Source organism: Rhodococcoides fascians NBRC 12155 = LMG 3623 (assembly GCF_001894785.1).
Lineage (GTDB): Bacteria > Actinomycetota > Actinomycetes > Mycobacteriales > Mycobacteriaceae > Rhodococcoides > Rhodococcoides fascians.
Genome location: NZ_BCWW01000006.1, coordinates 370,260 through 388,277 on the forward strand (window position 1 = coordinate 370,260; position 18,018 = coordinate 388,277).

An 18,018-nucleotide genomic window follows, 5' to 3' on the forward strand; every position below is an offset into this window, starting at 1 on the left:
GTCACCAGGAGTCTTCGAGCATCCGAGGTCGACAGCACAGATAGCCGCCGACCAGCAGAATCACAACGCATCCGGTGAGCAGCGTCAGCGGCAATCCCCAACCGCCGGACACGGTGTGCAGGAAGCCGAACAGTATCGGTCCGGTGGCCGACACCACGTAGCCCAGCCCCTGGGTGAAGCCCGAGAGCGAGGATGAGCCCACCGCGGTGCGGGTCCTGAGATTGATCAGCGTCAGCGACATCGGAAAGGTCATCGTGCCGAGGCCGATCAGGCACACCCAGATCACCGTTCCGGCGGCAGGCGAGAAGTGCAAGCCGGAGAACCCACAGAGGTAGCACACCGCGGCGACCAGGACGAGGCCGAACGGATTTCGCAGTTTTGCGCAGAGGGTCGGCGTGGCCAGCGACGTGACCAGGCCCATCGCTCCGAACGCGGCGACCGAGGCTCCGGCCAACCCCTCGCCGATACCCGAGTCGATCAACAGCGTCGGCAGCCACGTCAACATCGAATACGTGATCAGCGACGTCATCGCGAACATCATCACCATTCCCCACGCGAGCGAGGATCGATGGATGCGGCCGCCGGATCGGGTGTGCACGGCCGCCGAACCGGCCTCGGCAGAGACGTCCTTCTCGTCGCGACCACGTCGGGCGATCACGACACCGAGCCACGGCAATGCTGCGGCAACACCGACGATCGCCCAGACCCCGATGGAGAGCCGCCACCCGTGGGCATCGGCGACCGGAACCGCGAGCAGCGGCGGAATCATGGTGCTGATCTGGAGTGCACAGATGTAGATGGTGCTGACCACTGCGAGTCGATCCGAGAAGTACCGCTTGACCAGAGGTGGAATGACGACGTTTCCGATACCCATGCCGGCGAGGGCGATCGCGGACAGCGCCAGCAACGACGCCGTGTTCGGCGCGAATGCCCGGGTGGCCATCCCGATCGTGGTCAACGCCATGGCGAGCAGGGCGGCGCGCTCGAGACCGGTGCGCTTGGCGAGAAGCGGTGTCGCCAACCCGAACACGGCGAACATCGCCGGCGGCAGCATCCCGACGACGCCGATGACGGCATCCCCGAACTGCAGATCCGTTGCGATCCTGCCGAACAGAGGGCTGATGGACGTCACGGCGGCGCGCAGCGTCAGCGCAGAAAGAACGATGGCGGCGAACACCAGCAGTCGGCCGCGAACGAGTGATGTACCGGTCTGGGTGGTCTCGGAAACGGTAGGCGCACTCACCGCGTAATCATAGGATGACCGGATCATCGGGTGCAACGCAGTATCATCGTCGGCGCAGCACCCCGAGCACTGCACCGCCCCCAGAACGAGGAGCCTCCGTGCGCCAGGTCCACCGATCGAGCCTGATCACCCAGGTCACTGCAGCCCTGCGCGACGAGATCACGTCGAAACGATGGCCGGTCGGCAGCAGAATTCCCACCGAACCGGAGCTGTGCGAGATGACCGGCACCGGGCGAAACACGGTTCGTGAGGCCGTTCAGGCACTCGTCCACGCCGGCATGGTCGAGCGACGGCAGGGGTCGGGAACGTTCGTCATGACCTGCTCGGACCTCGGCGGCACCCTGGGCAAGTACTTCTCGGACGCCCGTTATCGCGACGTCACCGAGCTCCGGGAAACTCTCGAGGTGACCGCAGCAGCATTGGCTGCGGATCGACGCGACGAGCACGACATCCGAGAGATGAACGACGCCCTCGAGAACCGCAATGTCGCCTGGTCGAGCGGCGACGTGCCGTTGGCCGACGCCGTACGAATCGACGCGCGCCTGCATCGGAGCATCGTCGCCGCCAGCCACAACGCGATCTACCTGGAGTTCTACGACTCGTTGCTACCGGTGATCCACGAGACGATCAGAGAACACGCCACTGCTCACGACGACGACTACGTCGCCGAGCACACAGCCCTCGTCGACGCCATCGTGGACGGTGATTCGGCCCGGGCAATCGCCTCCGCCCGGTCGCTGTTCCGCGAACTCTCCGCCCCTCCGGGCCACGCGCCCGAACCTACAGAATGAGACGCACCAGATCTGCCGTGCGCGCGAGGCCGGGAAATGCCTCCGACGTCGACCGCGGATGAAGTGCGTGCACAGCCAGACGAAACATCAACGCGCGCAACAGCATCTGCGGCCATTCCGGTAGATCGTCCCACCGGCCCACCAGACCGTCGTCGGCGTCTCCCCACGAGAGCGCGTCCACCACGGCGACGCCGGCAGCCCACGACGCCGGACGCCAGTACGGGGTGATATCGCTGATCCCCGGAGCATCGCTGCCGGAGAACAACACCGTCCCGAACAGGTCGCCGTGTACCAATTGGTCCGGCGATTCGACGGGCTTACGCAGTGTCGCAAGCTGTTTGACCAATTCGAGGCTGCTCTTGCCGTCACTCGACGACGGCTCCGGCGCACCCGCACCGCGAGCGGTCCGTAGCGGAACGGCCTCCCAGGCGGCCCGGTCGGCCGCGACGAACACGTCGACGTCGGCCCACGGGGCGACGGGTGGCTGCACCAAGAAGCGGGGACGTTCCAACTGCGCGGTCGCTGCGTGCAACCGCATGGACAACGAGACCACTTCGTCGTGGCGAGGCTCGGGTTCGCCTGCGACGAACGTATCTGCACGCCAACCGGACACGACGTATCGACCATCGGTCGAGCGCACCGGTCGAGCGAGGCGCACACCGTCCACAGTCAGTGTTTCTCGCACCTTCGCAGACCAGGCTGCGCGAGCGTGATCGGCGACGGGCGAGAGCACGACGTCACCCAGACGCCACCCTCCGTCCCAGTCCGCACCCAGTGGCGCAGGCTCGACATCGCGCAGCCCGAACGTAGAGATCACGTGCTGAGGAGGTTCGACAGAGCTCACGAACGCCACGGTACCGCCGATCGGGCAGAGCTCTGCGGACGACGCGCGCATGCGGCCCAGCCGCCACGTCAGTAGATGGGCAGGCCGGGCTCGATCTGCTTGGCCCACTCCACGATTCCGCCGTCGAGATGGGTTGCGTCGGTGAAACCGGCACCGACGAGTGCGTCGAGAACCTCCGCGGACCTGATGCCGGTTTTGCAGTACAGAACGATCGGTACCTGCTGTGGCAGCTCGGCCAACGCCGCCCCGGACAGAATTCGCCCGCGTGGTATCAGCCGAGCGCCCTCGATGCGGACGATGTCCCACTCCACCGGCTCACGCACGTCGATCAAGGCGACCTCGCGTCCGGAATCCAACATCGCCCGTAGCTGCTCGGGGCTGATCGAGGCGTCGTCGGATTCGACGGCCGGCACCACCCCGCAGAAGGCGTCGTAGTCGATCAGTTCCGTGATCGGGGTTCGGTGCGGATCACGGGCCAGTCCGACGGTTCGGTAGCTCATGGCCAACGCGTCGTAGATCATCAGCCGTCCCAGCAGCGTCTCGCCTATTCCGGTGATCAACTTGATGGCTTCGGTCACCATCACCGACCCGATCGAGGCGCAGAGCACGCCCAGGACGCCACCCTCGGCGCAGGAGGGCACCATTCCCGGCGGCGGAGCCTCGGGGTACAGATCTCGATAGTTGATCCCGACGCCGCCCGGAGCTGCATCCCAGAACACCGAGACCTGCCCCTCGAACCGGTAGATCGAACCCCACACGTACGGGATACCGACCAGTGCGGCCGCGTCGTTGACGAGGTATCGGGTGGCGAAGTTGTCGGTGCCGTCGAGAACGAGATCGTAATTGCCGAAGATGTCGATCGCGTTGGACGAGTCGAGGCGGACCCTGTGCAGCACCACCGAGACGCCGTCGTTGAGTTCGAGGATCGAGTCCCGTGCGCTGTCGGCCTTCGGTCGTCCGACGTCGGACCGCCCATGGATGACTTGTCGCTGGAGGTTGGACAGCTCGACGTCGTCGAATTCCACGATGCCCAGAGTTCCGATGCCGGCGGCCGCGAGGTACAGCAGCGCAGGCGAACCCAGTCCGCCGGCTCCGACCACGAGCACGCGGGCGTTCCGCAACCGCTTCTGGCCGTCCGTTCCGACGTCCGGAATGATCAGGTGACGGCTGTACCTGGCAACCTCCTCGGAGGTCAGTTCACCGGTGGCTTCGACCAGTGGCGGTAGGTGGACCACGCTCAGCGACACTCCTCGACTCGACGGGGCGACCGCACAATTGCGTTCGCCGCCTTCGAATCTAATCCGCGATCGCTCACCCGCGCGGATAGGGCCACGGGTTGAACCGGCAGGTCTTGCCGTCCATGGGCACGACGCCCTCGGGGTCGAGCCGCGCGATGTCGTCGTTGGCCGTTCCGAACGTCTGCTGCATCATCACCGGTGCCAGCCCGCCGTCGGTTTCGCACGGCTGGTGCTGCTGGTAGCCGATGGCGTGCCCGACCTCGTGGTTGATCTGATATTGACGGTAGGAACCGATGTCTCCCTGGAAGGAGATCGCTCCGCGTACCCATCTGGGTTCGTTGAGCACGACCCGTTCGATGCCGGGGTTGTAGCAGGACACCTCGAGTTGGATGTCGTATCCACACGCCTGCCGAATGGACATCTGCGACGTCAGGGAGATCCGGAAATCCGGGTCACCCTGATCGATACGGCGGAACGCGAAACGTGGGTCGTTGGTCCAGCTCTTGGGGTTGGCCAACGTCTGATCCACCAGACGGCCGAACGACTCGTCGCCGCCGAAACCGACGGTGTCCACACCGTCCTCGACCTCGACGGTATAGGTGAACACCCGCTCGGTTCCCTGGCCGACCTGCTCGGTGCTTCCGGCGACGGTGTGCCAGGTGCCTGCCCCCTGCACCGCGAACGGTCCACCGTCGGGCAGCTCACCGGACGAGATCGTTTCCGCGAAGTTGCCGTCGGCCTGCGGCGGGACCCCGATGATTCCGGTTCCGGACGTATCGGAGCTCAGCGTGCCGAACCCTGGGTCCTGCGAGGTGCCCTGAGAGGCGGTGCCGACAACCGGGTCACCGGCCCGAACGGCATCGACGACCACGAGCGCGGTGACGGCGATCAGGATCGGTACCGCGTACGCCCGCCAGCCGTAGGTGGCGGCGAACTTTCCCAACTTGGTCTGTTTACGCACGTCACGCTCGGGGCGGCGACTGCGGTCCTTGACCTCGCGCTGCGTCGGGTCCCACTGCGCGCGCAAAGGCTGATGCGACCCACGACCACCCACGCCTCGTGGAAGATCGTCCGACCGCTCGTCGAACCCGCCGGACTGCACACCGCCGCGAATTCGCGGCTCGCCTCGGTCAGTCACTCGCTCACGATCTCACAATCCTGCTCGCTCGCCGCTCGGCACGCCGATACCGGGGACGGATCTATCGGGCTCTCGGTACGACAAACATCGTACAAACAAACCATCCGATGTGATTCGAGATCGACCGTTTCCGACAAGGATCCCCCAGGATCCCAGCGGTGCCGACGGCCACGAGTATCGTTGCCCGTGATCTGCGCTACGAGCGGTCCGAACCGAAGGCCACCCGCCGAAAGTTCACGCCGGACCGCACGTTGTCGAACCAAGACGAGCGCAGCTGTCGACGCGATGGGAACATATTTGATGACAGATCTCGACGACCGGAGGTCCTCCGACCGTCCGGCCACCACCGGCAACCGCCGCAGCGCCAGGCTGCCGCGTGATGCCCGTCGGGCGCAACTGCTGGCTGCTGCGAGCGAAATCTTCGTGACCCGCGGCTATCACGCGTCGGGAATGGACGAGATCGCCGAATGCGCCGGAGTCAGCAAGCCGGTTCTCTACCAGCACTTCCCCGGCAAACTCGAGCTGTACCTGGCGGTACTGCAGAGCTACGTCGACACCCTCATCGCCGGGGTTCGTCAGGCTCTGCGTTCGACGACGGACAACAAGCAACGCGTCCGCGCCGCGGTTCTGGCGTTCTACGATTTCGTCGACACCGACACCCAGGGTTTCCGTCTGGTCTTCGAGTCGGATCTGATGGGTGACCCTCAGGTCAACGCCCGCGTGGAGCAGGCGACCGAAGCATGCGTCGACGCCGTCTTCGACCTGGTCGCCCACGATTCCGGACTCGATCCGTACCGAGCACGAGTGCTGGCCGTCGGCCTAGTCGGTGCCAGCCAGTTCACCGCGCGCTACTGGCTCGAAGCAGATCGGCCGATCTCCAAGGAAGACGCCGTCGACACCACGGTCTCACTGGCCTGGGGCGGCTTGTCGCACGTTCCGCTGCAGTCTCCGTAACCAGCCGGTCGGGCATCCCTCCCACATACGCCACACGCCCCTCGTTCGAGTAGAACGAGGGGCGTGTGGTGTTACCGGCCGTCTCAGGTGGTTGCGAACCCGACCTTGCGAGGATCGGACGGGCCGATCTCGACGTACGACACCTTGGCGGTCTGGATCAAGAACTTGCGTCCCTTCTCGTCCTCCAACGACAGCACTCCGTCCTTACCTGCGAAGGCGGTCGATACGAGCGCCTCGACCTCGGCCGGGGACTGCGCACTGTTCACGACGAGCTCACGGGAACTCTCCGACACACCGATCTTGACCTCCACGGTCAACCTCCGAACTCTCGACAACTGACGCTGTTCTCGCCAGGCTAGTGCAGCCCGCGTGCCGCAGCCGCTTCCAGGCCTGTGCTGTCAGCGAACACCGGCGGGGACCCGCCCCGCCCGGTGCCCGATCGAGCCGATCAGTCCAACCCGAGCGAGGACATCCGCTCGGCATGCTGCTCCTGCATGCGATCGAACAGTGCGACGACCCCGTTGAGGTCGCCCGACGCGGTGATGACGAGATCGGTCAGCGACTCGCGCTGCGCGAGCACGAACTGGGCCTGCGTGATCGCCTCGCCGAGCAGTCGACGCCCCCACAACATCAGGCGTGCCTTGTCCTGGGAGCTCGCCCGGACCCGTTCGGACACCTCGTGGACGACGAACTCCGAGTGCCCGGTCTCGGCCAACACGTCGCGAACGATCTCCGCGACGTCGGGGGCGAGGCTGTGCGCGATCTGCCGGTAGAAATCAGCGGCGATTCCGTCACCCACGTATGCCTTGACCAGAGACTCCAACCAGGTCGACGGCGTGGTGGAGGCGTGGTACTCGTCCAGAGCCCGCACGAACGGATCCATCGACGAATACACGTCGAGGCCACGGTTGGACAAAGCCTGTTCCAACGTCTCGAAATGACTCATCTCGGCGGCGGCCATACTCGCCAGCGCCACCCGGCCTTCCATGGACGGAGCCATTCGAGCGTCCTCCGCCAACCGGTAGAACGCAGAGATCTCGCCGTAGGCGAGCACGGCGAACAAGTCGGGAACGCCCGGGTGATCGTGTGCGATCGCGGGCTCCCCTCTGTCCGGATCGCTCGACCCGACGAGGGCGGTGGATGCAACTGCGGGCGACGACGACTCCGACGAATGGGCTCCCATTCCACGAATCGTAGACCCGTGTCCGACGCCCCGTCGCGGGGCGCGTCACACCTGCCGCGACCCGTCGACCGTGGAGAATCGGGCCGGGCAAGCTACCATGGTGTCGATCGTTGCTCGCGGACCTGTCACACGGACCGAAAGCCGATGCGGCGATCATCGATAATGTGTGCGCACCTGATCCGGGTCGCCTCGAGAGCTTCGCCGCAGCGAACGTCACAGTTCGCGGCCGCGCTGAGGCTGACGGCGACATCACATCGGATTGAGGGCATCGACTTCGGCCGGCAATAGGCCTGTGCCCTTCCTTGTGCGTACGTTCGACCACGAGGAAGGCCAGTCCCCTGAGCAAGATAGTCGTAGACCAAGAATCCGAGACCGGCGACACCACCCTGTCGGCCCAACTGGACGACACGCATGTGCCACCGACGTTCGCCGAGTTGAACGTCGACGCCGACATCGTTCGTGCACTCGCCGACATGGGTATCGAGCGCACCTTCGCCATCCAGGAGCTCACTCTTCCGCTGGCCATCGCGGGCGACGACCTCATCGGGCAGGCCAGGACCGGAATGGGCAAGACGTTCGGTTTCGGCGTGCCTCTTCTGCATCGTCTCGCCACGGAGAATTCCGGAACGACCCCGCTCGACGGCACGCCACGCGCGCTGATCATCGTGCCGACCCGTGAGCTGTGTGTTCAGGTCAGCTCCGACCTCGAGAATGCATCGAAGTACCTCAGCGCCGCGAACGGCCCGGTGAAGGTTCTTTCCATCTACGGCGGTCGCCCGTACGAAGCTCAGATCAGCGCGCTCCAGAACGGCGTCGACGTCGTCGTCGGCACCCCCGGCCGTCTACTCGACCTCGCCAAGCAGAACCACCTGATCCTCGGCAAGGTCGGCGTCCTGGTTCTCGACGAGGCCGACGAGATGCTCGACCTCGGGTTCCTTCCCGACATCGAACGCATCCTGGGCATGGTCCCCGACAAGCGTCAGACGATGCTGTTCTCCGCGACGATGCCCGGCCCGATCATCACGCTGGCGCGCACGTTCCTGACGCAGCCGACGCACATCCGGGCCGAAGAGGCTGAGTCCTCCGCCGTGCACGATCGCACCGCCCAGCACGTCTACCGGGCGCATGCACTCGACAAGGTCGAGATGGTCGCCAAGGTCCTCAAGGCGGAAGGCCGCGGCGCGACGATGGTGTTCACCCGCACCAAGCGCACGGCGCAGAAGGTCTCCGACGAGCTCGCCGAGCGTGGCTACTCGGTCGGCGCGGTCCACGGAGATCTCGGGCAGGTCCAACGCGAGAAGGCTCTCAAGGCGTTCCGCACCGGCAAGATCGACGTGCTGATCGCCACCGACGTCGCGGCCCGGGGTATCGACATCGACGACGTCACCCACGTCATCAACTACCAGTGCCCCGAGGACGAGAAGACCTACGTCCACCGCATCGGCCGTACCGGCCGTGCAGGGCGCACCGGTATCGCCGTCACCCTCGTCGACTGGGACGATATCCCGCGCTGGCAGCTGATCGACAAGGCCCTGAATCTGGGTATGCCGGATCCGGTCGAGACCTACTCGAGCTCGCCGCATCTGTTCGCCGAGCTCGATATCCCCACCGATGCGACCGGCACCGTACGCAAGGCGGCACCCGCGCGAGCCGCAGAGCAGGCCGCTGACAAGGCCCCCGACACCGAGTCCGCAGCACCGTCGGCAGAGGCGTCCGCACCGAGCAAGCCGCGCCGCTCACGCAGCCGCCGTCGCACCCGCGCGGGACAGGACGGGGACCAGGCCTCGACCTCGACCGACTCGGCCAACGCCTCTGCATCGACCGCGAACCCTGTTGCGGCACAGTCGGATTCGACCGATTCGTCGACACCGGAAGCGTCGACCAAGACCGCTCCTCGTCGCCGACGCCGTCGCCGCACGAGCGGATCGTCCGCCGAGACCGGACCGTCGACGGCGAGCGCGTCGGAGTAGTCTCCCGCCGTGCTGGCTCCAGAACGTAGGTCGAGAACCGATCTCGTCGTCGCGGCAGTCATCGCGGTGACGGTGGTCGTGGCCGCGAGCGTCGCTTGGCTCACGGGTGACGCTCGGGGCACCACCTCTGTCACGGCCGACAATCCACTCGCGCCGTCCGAGGCGGCCGCCTCCGTGCCCGCCGCCCTGTCCGAGTTGTGGCGGGCACCGAGTTCGGCGACGGATTCGGCGCATACGCCGGTTCCGGTCGTGACCGGTTCGGCAGTCGTGACCGCCGATGGCGGTTCGGTCGTCGGCCACGACCCCCGTTCCGGCGACCCGGCGTGGTCGTACTCGCGAGACCTACCCCTGTGCTCGGTGATCGCCTCCTGGAACACTGCCGTCTCGGTCTACCGCGACGACCGCGGTTGCTCGCAGGTGACCACGCTCGACGGATCGACCGGCGTCCGCGCAGCACAGCGCACGTCCGACGCAGACGACTCGGTGTACCTCTCGTCCGACGGCACCTACGTGACCTCGCGAGGTGACACTCGGATGGAACTGTGGCGCTCGGACATGGTGCGCACACTCGAATACGGGCGCGTCGATGCTCCGGTCAACCCGGGTACTCAGCCGAGAACCGGATGCACGCTCCTGTCCACCACGTCGTCCAATTCGCGGACGGCGGTACTCGAACAGTGCCCGGGTGAGCCGGCCGCACGACTGTCTCTGCTCAACCCTGCCCCCAAGGATGCGAGCGAACCCGAGGAGTACGGATCCTCGGTGGTCCCGGATCTCGTCACCTCGGAGCAGGAGCCGACATCCGGACGCGTCCTGGCTCTGACGGGAAGCCTTGTCGCGCTGTATGTTCCGTCCGCAAACGGTGCCCCTGCGCGCATCGCGCTCTACGACGACACCGCCACGGCCGTCTCCGAGTTCGCGCTCCCCGCGGGCCTCGGCCCAACATCCGCACCGCCCGCCTCGCCGGCAGCGAAACAGGGTTCGGTGTTCACCTGGTTCACCGGCTCCGGAGTGCAGGCACTGAACTCCACCGACCTGACTCCGGCGTGGTCCATGCCCGGGGCCCTCGGCAGCGGTGCCGTCATGGCCGGCAGGCTACTGGTTCCCGTGCCCGACGCGATCGCGGTGGTCGAGCTCGCCACCGGCACGGTGATTGCCGAGATTCCGATCGATCGCGGCGACTACGACGGACCGGTGCAGACCTCCGTGATCGGCGATGTCGTCGTCGAGCAGCGCGGTTCCGACCTGGTCGCGCTGGGTTGATCGAGGACGGCCGATCGGAGGAGCTACTCCGCAGGGTCGTACGTCTTCAGTTCTGCTGTGCCCTCCCAGTGGGCCAACAAGTTCTCGGCCAGCTCGCGATACGCCTGCGCGCCCTTGTTCTTTCGCCCCGACAGCACCGTTGCGCCGGATGCACTCGCCTCCGCGAAACGCACCGTCCTGGGGATCGGCGGAGCGAGGACCGGCAGCGAGTACCGATCGGAAACATCGCCGAGCACGTCACGGCTATGGGTGGTACGGGCATCGAACAGGGTGGGCAGTGCACCCAGCAGTGCGAGGTCGGGGTTGGTGATCTGCTGCACCTCGGACACCGTCCGCAGTAGTTGTCCGACGCCGCGGTGAGCGAGCGTCTCGCACTGGAGTGGGACCAGAACCGATTGCGCTGCAGTGAGACCGTTGAGCGTGAGAACACCGAGCGAGGGTGGGCAATCGATGACGACCACGTCGAAATCCTGCAGAATCGGTGCCAGAGCACGCTTGAGTGCGAACTCGCGACCGGCGCGCATGAGCAGCAGCGCCTCCGCACCCGCGAGGTCGATCGTGGCGGGCAACAGCACGATCCCCTCCGCCGTCTCGATCAGTACGTCCTCGACCTGTGCGTCCCCGGTCAATACCTCGTGCACCGACGAGTCGAGCTTGTCCGGGTTGTGACCGAGCGAGAACGTCAGGCATCCCTGCGGGTCGAGATCGACCACCAGAACGCGTCGGTCGAGTGCGTGCAGCGCGGCTGCCAGCGAGGCGACCGTAGTGGTCTTGGCCACGCCGCCCTTCTGATTCGCTACCGCAAGAATTGTCGTCACGCCCTGATCCTTGCCTAGATTCGCCGCTCGAGCGAGGTTTGTCGGTTCCGGGCGCGTCAGTGCATCACGATCGGCGGCGCGGATTCCTGAGAAACGTGCTTGGTTCGGGGCAGGAAGAACGCGGGCACGAACGTGATGACGATGAGCACCAACGCGACCATGAAGGTGGTCCCGAACGCGCGCGCCGAGATGTCGAATGCTTCGAGCTGGCTCGAGGCCGTCAGCGCCGGCTTCTGCTGCGCGGTCAACACCACCGACATCAACGCGGTTCCGATCGATCCGGCGGCCTGCTGGACGATGTTCATCAATGTCGAACCGCGGGCGACTGTTTCGTTCGTCAACGTCTGCAGCGCAGCAGTCATGATGGGCATCATCGTCGAGCCGAGCCCCACCCCCATGACGAACAAGGCTCCGATCAACAACGTGTACGACGTGCTGGTGCCGACCTGGGTGAACACCGCCATGCCTGCGGTGATCAGGACCATGCCCATCAGCACGATTCGTCCTGGACCGGTCTTGTCCGCGATCACTCCGGCGATCGGCATGGCTATCATCGCGCCGATACCCTGCGGTGCGAGAAGCAGCCCGGCCGACAGTGTGGACTCGCCGCGGAGCAGGAAGTAGCTGGGAAACAGCAACCCTGCGCCCATGAACGCGACCATGAAGAAGGTGGTCGTGATGACCGCGACGGTGAGTGAGCGGTTCCGGAAGAGCCTCAGGTCGATCAACGGATGCTCGACGCGCAGAGCGTGGAAGACGAACAACACGATCAGCACCAGGCCCACGATGACCGGAACCAGCACCTTGACGGCCAGTACGGTCTCGGTTTCGACGACCGACGACGCACCGTAGAGAAACAGGGCCAGACCGGGCGAGAGCATCAGCATCCCGCGGAAGTCGAACGATTCCGACGGGGTCGGATTGTCTCGCGGAAAGATCACGATTGCGGCGATCAGCGCGAGAATGCCGATCGGCAAGTTGATGAGGAAGATCCAGTGCCAGCTCGCGGCCTCGATCAGCCACCCGCCGAGGATGGGGCCCGCGATGGGCCCGATCAGCATTGGCACACCGAGCACGGCCATCACCCGGCCGATCCGTTCGGGGCCGGCGGCACGCGTCATGATCGTCATGCCCAGGGGCATCAACATGCCTCCGCCGAGGCCCTGCAGTACGCGGAACACGATCAACGACGTGATGTCCCAGGCGAAACTGCACAGCACCGAACCGAGAACGAACAGCACCAGTGCCGTGATGTAGAGACGCTTGGTGCCGAAACGGTCCGCAGCCCAGCCCGTCAACGGGATGACGGTGGCCAAGGCGAGGGTGTACCCGGTCATCGTCCAGGCCGCGTTGGCATACGTGGTCTCGAACACGTCGGTGAACGTCCTCAAGGCCACGCTGACGACGGTGACGTCGAGAATCGACATGATCGCGCCGAGAACGACGACACCGGCGATCTTCAGCAACGCTCCGTCGAGCTTCTCCGGGGCACCGGAGGGCGCGGGCTTCTGCAAGTCGGTCATTGTTCTCCAGATCGATGAGAAGAGCTACGAGGTCAATGCAGTGAGCACACTGACGGGCAGGACTGCGTTGCCTGCGACGGTGAAGATCCAGAAGAGAATAACCGTCCGGTAGGTCTGGACTCAATCGCGTTTTCGGACACATCCACCGGTTCGGTATGACGAAGCCCACACCCGACCGGCAGGCATGATCGTGTGCATGACCAACCACGGAGCCGTCGAGGCCGGCCGAGTCGTTCTACTCCGTCACGGGGAAACCGAATGGGCCCTCGCGGGTAAGCACACCGGAAACACCGATGTTCCACTCACCGCGCACGGTGAGCAGCAGGCAGTCGAGGCCGGCTCACTGCTGACTCTGCTGAATTTGCGCGACCCGGTGGTCATCAGCAGCCCGCGCGAACGGGCCCGTCGAACAGCCGATCTCGCGGGGCTCGAGGTCGATCGAACATGGGATGCGCTGTCGGAGTGGGACTACGGCGACTACGAGGGCATCACGTCGTCGGAGATCCACGAGACAGTGCCGCACTGGACCGTCTGGACGCACCCGTGCCCGGGCGGAGAGTCGATCGGTGACATCGCTGTTCGCGTCGAACTGGTGTTGTCCGTTGTTCTTCCACTGCTCGAAGGCCGGGACGTGGTGCTGGTGGGACACGGCCATTTCTCGAGAGCACTGATCGCCGGCTGGACGGAAGCGTCCATCACCGAAGGGAAGCGCTTCGCATTGTCCCCGGCCGCCTACTCACTGCTCGGTTTCGAGCACTCCTTTCGACAGCTCATCGCCCACAATGTTCACCCCTCGATTCTCTCTGCAGCCACCGATCGCTCGATCGGCACCGACCCGGCCGGAGGTCCACGATGATCCGCCGCGCCACCGAAGACGATGTATCCGCCATCTGCGGGTTGGTCCACGAACTGGCGGAGTACGAGAAGGCGTCCTCGTTGTGCACGGTCCGAGACGACCACCTTCGGTCGGCTCTGTTCGGTGAGAATCCGTCGGTGTTCGCGCACGTCGCCGAGCACGACGGCGTGGTGGTGGGGTGCGCGCTGTGGTTCTTGAACTTCTCCACCTGGGACGGGGTCAACGGAATCTATCTGGAGGACCTCTACGTGCAGCCGGACGCACGCGGCCATGGGTTCGGAACCGCACTGCTGGCAGCGTTGGCGGCCGAGTGCGAAGCCAACGGCTACACGCGGCTGACCTGGTCGGTGTTGGACTGGAACACCCCGTCGATCGGGTTCTACCGAGCGTTGGGCGCGCAGGCTCAGGACGAGTGGACCACATTCCGATTGACCGACGGTGCCCTGAGGGACCTGGCAGCGAAAGCGTCCTAGAGACGCGGTTCGTCGTCGACGTCGCTGTACTCGGCCGCCATCCACTGCGACGAGGGTGGACTGAACAGCAGCACCAGCACGGCAACCACGACGATTCCCAGAACGATGCCGTAGACGGTCTGATGTGAACCGGTGAGCAGCGACCACACGACGGGAAGCAGCAGTAGCTGTACGACGGTTGCCAGTGCCCTCCCCCACCGTTTGCCGAGAACCAGGGCGACGCCTGCAGCCCCGACCCCGAGGCCCAGCACGCCGAACCACCCGGCCGTGCCGTACCCGTTGGCGACAGCGTTGTCGCCCTCTCCGGAGACCGCGCGCACGACGAGAACGAAGGCCGCGACCAGCGAGACGGCACCTTGTGCTGCGACGAGGACCCCGGCGGATCGAAAAGTGGCCGGTGGGGTGAGGTTCTCGGGTTGGGTGGACACGGGACCAGCCTAGGCAACCGGGAGTGGAGCCTGCGGGACGACCCGGGTGGCGCGAGTGGAGCCTGCGGAACGACCCAGGGGGCAGGAGTGGAGCCTGCGGAACGACCCAGGGGGCGGGAGTGGAGCCTGCGGAACGAGCCGGGTGGTGCCGGTGGAGTCCGCCGAGCCACCCGGTTAGTGTTTGTTCCTGTGCGTGCGCTGCTGATCGTCAATCCCAATGCGACTTCTACGACGGCTGCAGCTCGGGATCTGTTGGCTCATGCATTGTCGAGTCGGTTGCGGGTGACGGTGGCGCAGACGACGCATCGTGATCATGCGTCGGAGTTGGCTCGGGGTGCCCGTGAGGACGGGGTGGGCCTGGTGATCGTTCACGGGGGTGACGGCACGGTGAACGAGGTCATCAACGGTCTGCTCGGGGTTCCGTTGCCGACGTCGATGCAGGCGGTGACGATCGGCGCGATTCCGCCTATTGCGGTCGTTCCCGGTGGTAGTGCGAATGTGTTCGCGCGCTCTCTCGGAATCGAGGCGGATCCGGTAGCGGCCACGAATCAGTTGATCGGTCTGCTGGACGCGCGGGCGCGGCGGACGGTCGGTCTGGGGCATTGCGACAACCGGTGGTTCACGTTCAATGCCGGGATGGGTTTGGACGCGGAAGTGTGTCGGGCCATCGATGCGAGCCGGAAGGACGGTACGCCGGTGTCGGCGACGCGTTATCTCCGGTTCTCGGTGCAGGAGTTCTTCAAGCACAAGCGTCGTCCGGCGCAGTTGACGGTGGAGGTTCCCGGGCGGGATCCGTTCGAGAACGTGCACTATGCGTTCGTGTCGAACTCGAGTCCGTGGACCTTCTTGAACGATCGTCCGGTCCATACCAATCCCGGGACCGCTTTCGATTCGGGTCTCGGTGTGTTCGCGATGCGCTCGACGGCACTGTTCCCCACGCTGCGGGTGTCGCGTCAGCTGTTGGCCAAAGGTGCAGAACCGAAGTCTCGCAAGTTGATTCGAGTCGACGACGTCCCGAGTGTTCGAATCACGTCTGCAGAACCGATGGGGCTGCAGATGGACGGAGACTATCTGGGTGAACGCACCGAGGCGGAGTTCTTCTCAACTCCCGACGCATTGGATGTTGTCGCGCCCGTCACGTGAGACCCACTGTGACCTGCGCGCGAAGATGCTCGATGGGCAATTTCCTGCGAAATCACGAGCAATATCTGCCGAGTCGGGGTAGAAAGGAGCGCAGAAGGCTAAAGCGAGCCTAACAGAGTGAGCTTGACCACGGTCACGCGCGTATCCCTTGACTTCACCTGAGTTCGTGAAAGCATTCACAAGCAACAGTGCGGAAACATTGGTTACCCACTCGTGAAACAGAAGAGAAACGAAACGGCGCTTCGGCGCCCGGTAAGGAGCAGAGGATGGACTGGCGCCACAAGGCAATTTGTCGCGATGAAGATCCGGAACTATTTTTCCCGGTGGGAAACAGTGGTCCGGCGCTCGCGCAGATCGCCGATGCCAAAGTCGTCTGTACTCGGTGCCCCGTCACCGCAGAATGCCTGTCCTGGGCACTCGAATCCGGCCAGGACGCAGGAGTATGGGGCGCAATGAGCGAAGACGAGCGCCGTGCACTCAAGCGACGCAACGCACGTACGCGCGCACGTAGCTCCGTCTAGACGCAGACACACAACACTCGGTAGGCCCGGTATCCGCTCAGCGGATACCGGGCCTTCTGCATGTCGGGCTGCATAGCGGGCGCTTCCACAGATCGGGCGTCCTCACGTCACAGTGCGGCCGGTTCGTAACGCACTGTTCACGAGCGGCCCGTCAGGCTCGCGGCACCCGACGGCCCAGTGGCACTCGCAGCATGGCGTCGGTGCCACCTCCAGGAGCCGGATGCAGGCCCAGAGAACCGTTCAGTTCGACCGACACCAGAGTGCGTACGATCTGCAGCCCCAGTCCGTCCGAACGCTCCAACGAGAACCCTGCGGGCAATCCGCGACCGTCGTCGTGGATGACGACGTCGAGCCATTTCGACGAACGATCGGCACCGATGCGCACCACGCCGACCGATCCGGCGTCGAACCCGTGCTCCATCGCGTTCTGCACCAGCTCGGCCAACACCATCACCAGCGGTGTCGCCCGCTCGGCGGAGAAGACACCGAGTTGGCCGTCTCGGACCACCCGCACCCGAGGGTTGACGGTGGCGATGTCGAGCATGATCGGCACCAACCTGTCGACTATCTCGTCGAGATCCACTTCTTCGTCGACCGACATCGACAGCATCTCGTGCACCAGCGCGATGGACGTCACGCGGCGAACGGATTCGGACAACGCGGTGCGAGCTTCCTCGTTCTCGAGGCGACGCGACTGCAGTCTCAGCAGAGCCGCCACGGTCTGCAGGTTGTTCTTCACCCGATGGTGGATTTCGCGAATCGTCGCGTCCTTGCTGAGCAGCGCACGGTCGCGGCGCTTCACCTCGGTGACGTCTCGGACGAGTACGGCTGCGCCCGCGGATCGACCGTGCGGCTGCAGTGCCAACGTGCGCACCAGAACCGTCGCGCCGCGGGCGTCCACTTCCATTCGGTGCCCGACGTTGCCGGACAGTGACGACCGGATATGGTCGGCCACTTCTTGCGAATCGAACGGGTCGGTCACCAGAGACCGCGTCACCGACGCGAGGTCACGGCCCGACAGTTCCGTCGTCAAACCCATCCGGTGGTACGCCGACAGCGCATTGGGGCTCGCGTAATCCACCCTTCCCTCGGTATCGATGCGGATGAAGCCGTCGCCGGCCCGCGGCGACGAGTTGACGTCGGTTCGCTCTTCCGGCGTCGGAAACGTTCCCTCACTGATCATCAGGCACAGATCGTCCGCGCATTCCCGATACGCGACCTCGAGCGCACTCGGCGGACGAAGCTGGGCCGGATTGGTGTCACGGGTCAGCACGGCGATGACGTGCTCTCCACACCGCACGGGAATGCTCTCGCTGCGGGTCAGAACACCACCCTGCACGATCTTTCGCTGTTGCAACGCGACGAGCACTTCGGGGTGCTCGGACTCGGAGATCGTCGTCCCCACGATGTCGTGGGTGAACACCGTCGGCGCGGTGGTGGGTCTGCACTGGGCGACACACAGCACGTCCGCCGACCCGTCCGAGACGTCGTCGGTACCGACCCAGAGCAACACGTCCGCGAACGACAGGTCGGCCAGGAGCTGCCACTCCCCTACGACGCGCTGCAGATGGTCCACCGCGGCACCGGGCAGATCGGTGTGTTCGGCCAGCAGGTCACTGAGGGTCGACACGG

Annotated in this window: 18 protein-coding genes; 8 read left to right on the forward strand and 10 right to left on the reverse strand. The window is 65.2% G+C overall.

Annotated elements, in window-relative coordinates; translation table 11 throughout:
* Position 1: 1 nt before the first annotated feature.
* Positions 2–1,243 carry an MFS transporter gene (locus RFA01S_RS15055; RefSeq protein ID WP_027496539.1) on the reverse strand — a complete coding sequence of 414 codons (1,242 nt, stop codon included), beginning with the start codon at positions 1,241–1,243 and terminating at the stop codon, positions 2–4.
* Positions 1,244–1,341: 98 nt separating this feature from the next.
* Between RFA01S_RS15055 and RFA01S_RS15060 the strand changes: the two genes are divergently transcribed.
* Positions 1,342–2,034, forward strand: a complete 693-nt coding sequence (locus RFA01S_RS15060) for a FadR/GntR family transcriptional regulator (protein ID WP_027496538.1) — start codon at positions 1,342–1,344, stop codon at positions 2,032–2,034.
* Here RFA01S_RS15060 and RFA01S_RS15065 read toward each other — a convergent pair.
* From RFA01S_RS15065 to RFA01S_RS15075, 3 genes are all read right to left on the reverse strand, one after another.
* Positions 2,024–2,878, reverse strand: a complete 855-nt coding sequence (locus tag RFA01S_RS15065; protein WP_027496537.1) for a TIGR02569 family protein — start codon at positions 2,876–2,878, stop codon at positions 2,024–2,026. The two genes, RFA01S_RS15060 and RFA01S_RS15065, sit on opposite strands and share 11 nt — an antisense overlap.
* A gap of 68 nt (positions 2,879–2,946) precedes the next feature.
* Positions 2,947–4,113: an adenylyltransferase/sulfurtransferase MoeZ gene (moeZ, locus tag RFA01S_RS15070; RefSeq protein ID WP_080729269.1), complete on the reverse strand. Its 1,167-nt coding sequence runs from the start codon at positions 4,111–4,113 to the stop codon at positions 2,947–2,949.
* 76 nt (positions 4,114–4,189) lie between these two features.
* Positions 4,190–5,218 carry a DUF3152 domain-containing protein gene (locus tag RFA01S_RS15075; protein WP_370878773.1) on the reverse strand — a complete coding sequence of 343 codons (1,029 nt, stop codon included), beginning with the start codon at positions 5,216–5,218 and terminating at the stop codon, positions 4,190–4,192.
* Between the two features lie 336 nt (positions 5,219–5,554).
* Here RFA01S_RS15075 and fasR point away from each other — a divergent pair, with 336 nt between their 5' ends.
* Entirely contained in the window at positions 5,555–6,208 is a 654-nt protein-coding gene (gene fasR, locus RFA01S_RS15080) for an HTH-type transcriptional activator FasR (protein WP_027496534.1), read from the forward strand.
* 83 nt (positions 6,209–6,291) lie between these two features.
* On the opposite strand, the gene RFA01S_RS15085 is transcribed toward fasR, so the two are convergent.
* Positions 6,292–6,519 carry a DUF3107 domain-containing protein gene (locus RFA01S_RS15085; RefSeq protein WP_027496533.1) on the reverse strand — a complete coding sequence of 76 codons (228 nt, stop codon included), beginning with the start codon at positions 6,517–6,519 and terminating at the stop codon, positions 6,292–6,294.
* 137 nt (positions 6,520–6,656) lie between these two features.
* Entirely contained in the window at positions 6,657–7,391 is a 735-nt protein-coding gene (locus tag RFA01S_RS15090; protein WP_032366312.1) for a ferritin-like fold-containing protein, read from the reverse strand.
* Positions 7,392–7,804: 413 nt separating this feature from the next.
* Here RFA01S_RS15090 and RFA01S_RS15095 point away from each other — a divergent pair, with 413 nt between their 5' ends.
* Together RFA01S_RS15095 and RFA01S_RS15100 are read left to right on the forward strand one after the other, a co-directional pair.
* Positions 7,805–9,361, forward strand: a complete 1,557-nt coding sequence (locus RFA01S_RS15095; protein ID WP_238325164.1) for a DEAD/DEAH box helicase — start codon at positions 7,805–7,807, stop codon at positions 9,359–9,361.
* Between the two features lie 9 nt (positions 9,362–9,370).
* On the forward strand, positions 9,371–10,624 hold the full coding sequence (locus tag RFA01S_RS15100) for an Rv3212 family protein (RefSeq protein WP_032408115.1): 1,254 nt from the start codon (positions 9,371–9,373) through the stop codon (positions 10,622–10,624).
* A 23-nt stretch (positions 10,625–10,647) separates the two neighbouring features.
* Here the strand turns inward: RFA01S_RS15100 and RFA01S_RS15105 are convergent, their stop codons facing one another.
* Positions 10,648–11,442, reverse strand: coding sequence for a ParA family protein (locus tag RFA01S_RS15105; RefSeq protein WP_027496529.1), 795 nt, complete (start codon positions 11,440–11,442; stop codon positions 10,648–10,650).
* Positions 11,443–11,498: 56 nt separating this feature from the next.
* Positions 11,499–12,965: a DHA2 family efflux MFS transporter permease subunit gene (locus RFA01S_RS15110; RefSeq protein ID WP_032408114.1), complete on the reverse strand. Its 1,467-nt coding sequence runs from the start codon at positions 12,963–12,965 to the stop codon at positions 11,499–11,501.
* A gap of 196 nt (positions 12,966–13,161) precedes the next feature.
* On the opposite strand from RFA01S_RS15110, the gene RFA01S_RS15115 reads away from it, so the two are divergent.
* Complete coding sequence (locus RFA01S_RS15115) at positions 13,162–13,821, forward strand: acid phosphatase (protein ID WP_052060878.1); 660 nt, start codon at positions 13,162–13,164, stop codon at positions 13,819–13,821.
* On the forward strand, positions 13,818–14,294 hold the full coding sequence (locus tag RFA01S_RS15120) for a GNAT family N-acetyltransferase (protein WP_032372690.1): 477 nt from the start codon (positions 13,818–13,820) through the stop codon (positions 14,292–14,294). Before RFA01S_RS15115 ends, RFA01S_RS15120 begins: the two co-directional genes overlap by 4 nt.
* Here the strand turns inward: RFA01S_RS15120 and RFA01S_RS15125 are convergent.
* Positions 14,291–14,722: a hypothetical protein gene (locus RFA01S_RS15125; protein WP_032408113.1), complete on the reverse strand. Its 432-nt coding sequence runs from the start codon at positions 14,720–14,722 to the stop codon at positions 14,291–14,293. The genes RFA01S_RS15120 and RFA01S_RS15125 overlap by 4 nt on opposite strands.
* 189 nt (positions 14,723–14,911) lie before the next feature.
* On the opposite strand from RFA01S_RS15125, the gene RFA01S_RS15130 reads away from it, so the two are divergent.
* Positions 14,912–15,865 (forward strand): diacylglycerol/lipid kinase family protein, encoded by a 954-nt coding sequence (locus tag RFA01S_RS15130; protein WP_027496525.1) that lies wholly within the window; start codon positions 14,912–14,914, stop codon positions 15,863–15,865.
* A 266-nt stretch (positions 15,866–16,131) separates the two neighbouring features.
* Positions 16,132–16,386, forward strand: a complete 255-nt coding sequence (locus tag RFA01S_RS15135) for a WhiB family transcriptional regulator (RefSeq protein WP_032366305.1) — start codon at positions 16,132–16,134, stop codon at positions 16,384–16,386.
* A gap of 151 nt (positions 16,387–16,537) precedes the next feature.
* On the opposite strand, the gene RFA01S_RS15140 is transcribed toward RFA01S_RS15135, so the two are convergent.
* On the reverse strand, positions 16,538–18,016 hold the full coding sequence (locus RFA01S_RS15140; protein WP_027496524.1) for a sensor histidine kinase: 1,479 nt from the start codon (positions 18,014–18,016) through the stop codon (positions 16,538–16,540).
* Between the last annotated feature and the right edge of the window lie 2 nt (positions 18,017–18,018).

Bases quoted from the DNA above. Each gene is read 5' to 3' on its own strand.
- RFA01S_RS15120 (WP_032372690.1), top strand. From the start codon at position 13,818: ATGATCCGCCGCGCCACCGAAGACGATGTATCCGCCATCTGCGGGTTG.
- RFA01S_RS15135 (WP_032366305.1), top strand. From the start codon at position 16,132: ATGGACTGGCGCCACAAGGCAATTTGTCGCGATGAAGATCCGGAACTA.
- RFA01S_RS15090 (WP_032366312.1), bottom strand. From the start codon at position 7,391: ATGGGAGCCCATTCGTCGGAGTCGTCGTCGCCCGCAGTTGCATCCACC.
- fasR (WP_027496534.1), top strand. From the start codon at position 5,555: ATGACAGATCTCGACGACCGGAGGTCCTCCGACCGTCCGGCCACCACC.
- RFA01S_RS15110 (WP_032408114.1), bottom strand. From the start codon at position 12,965: ATGACCGACTTGCAGAAGCCCGCGCCCTCCGGTGCCCCGGAGAAGCTC.
- RFA01S_RS15115 (WP_052060878.1), top strand. From the start codon at position 13,162: ATGACCAACCACGGAGCCGTCGAGGCCGGCCGAGTCGTTCTACTCCGT.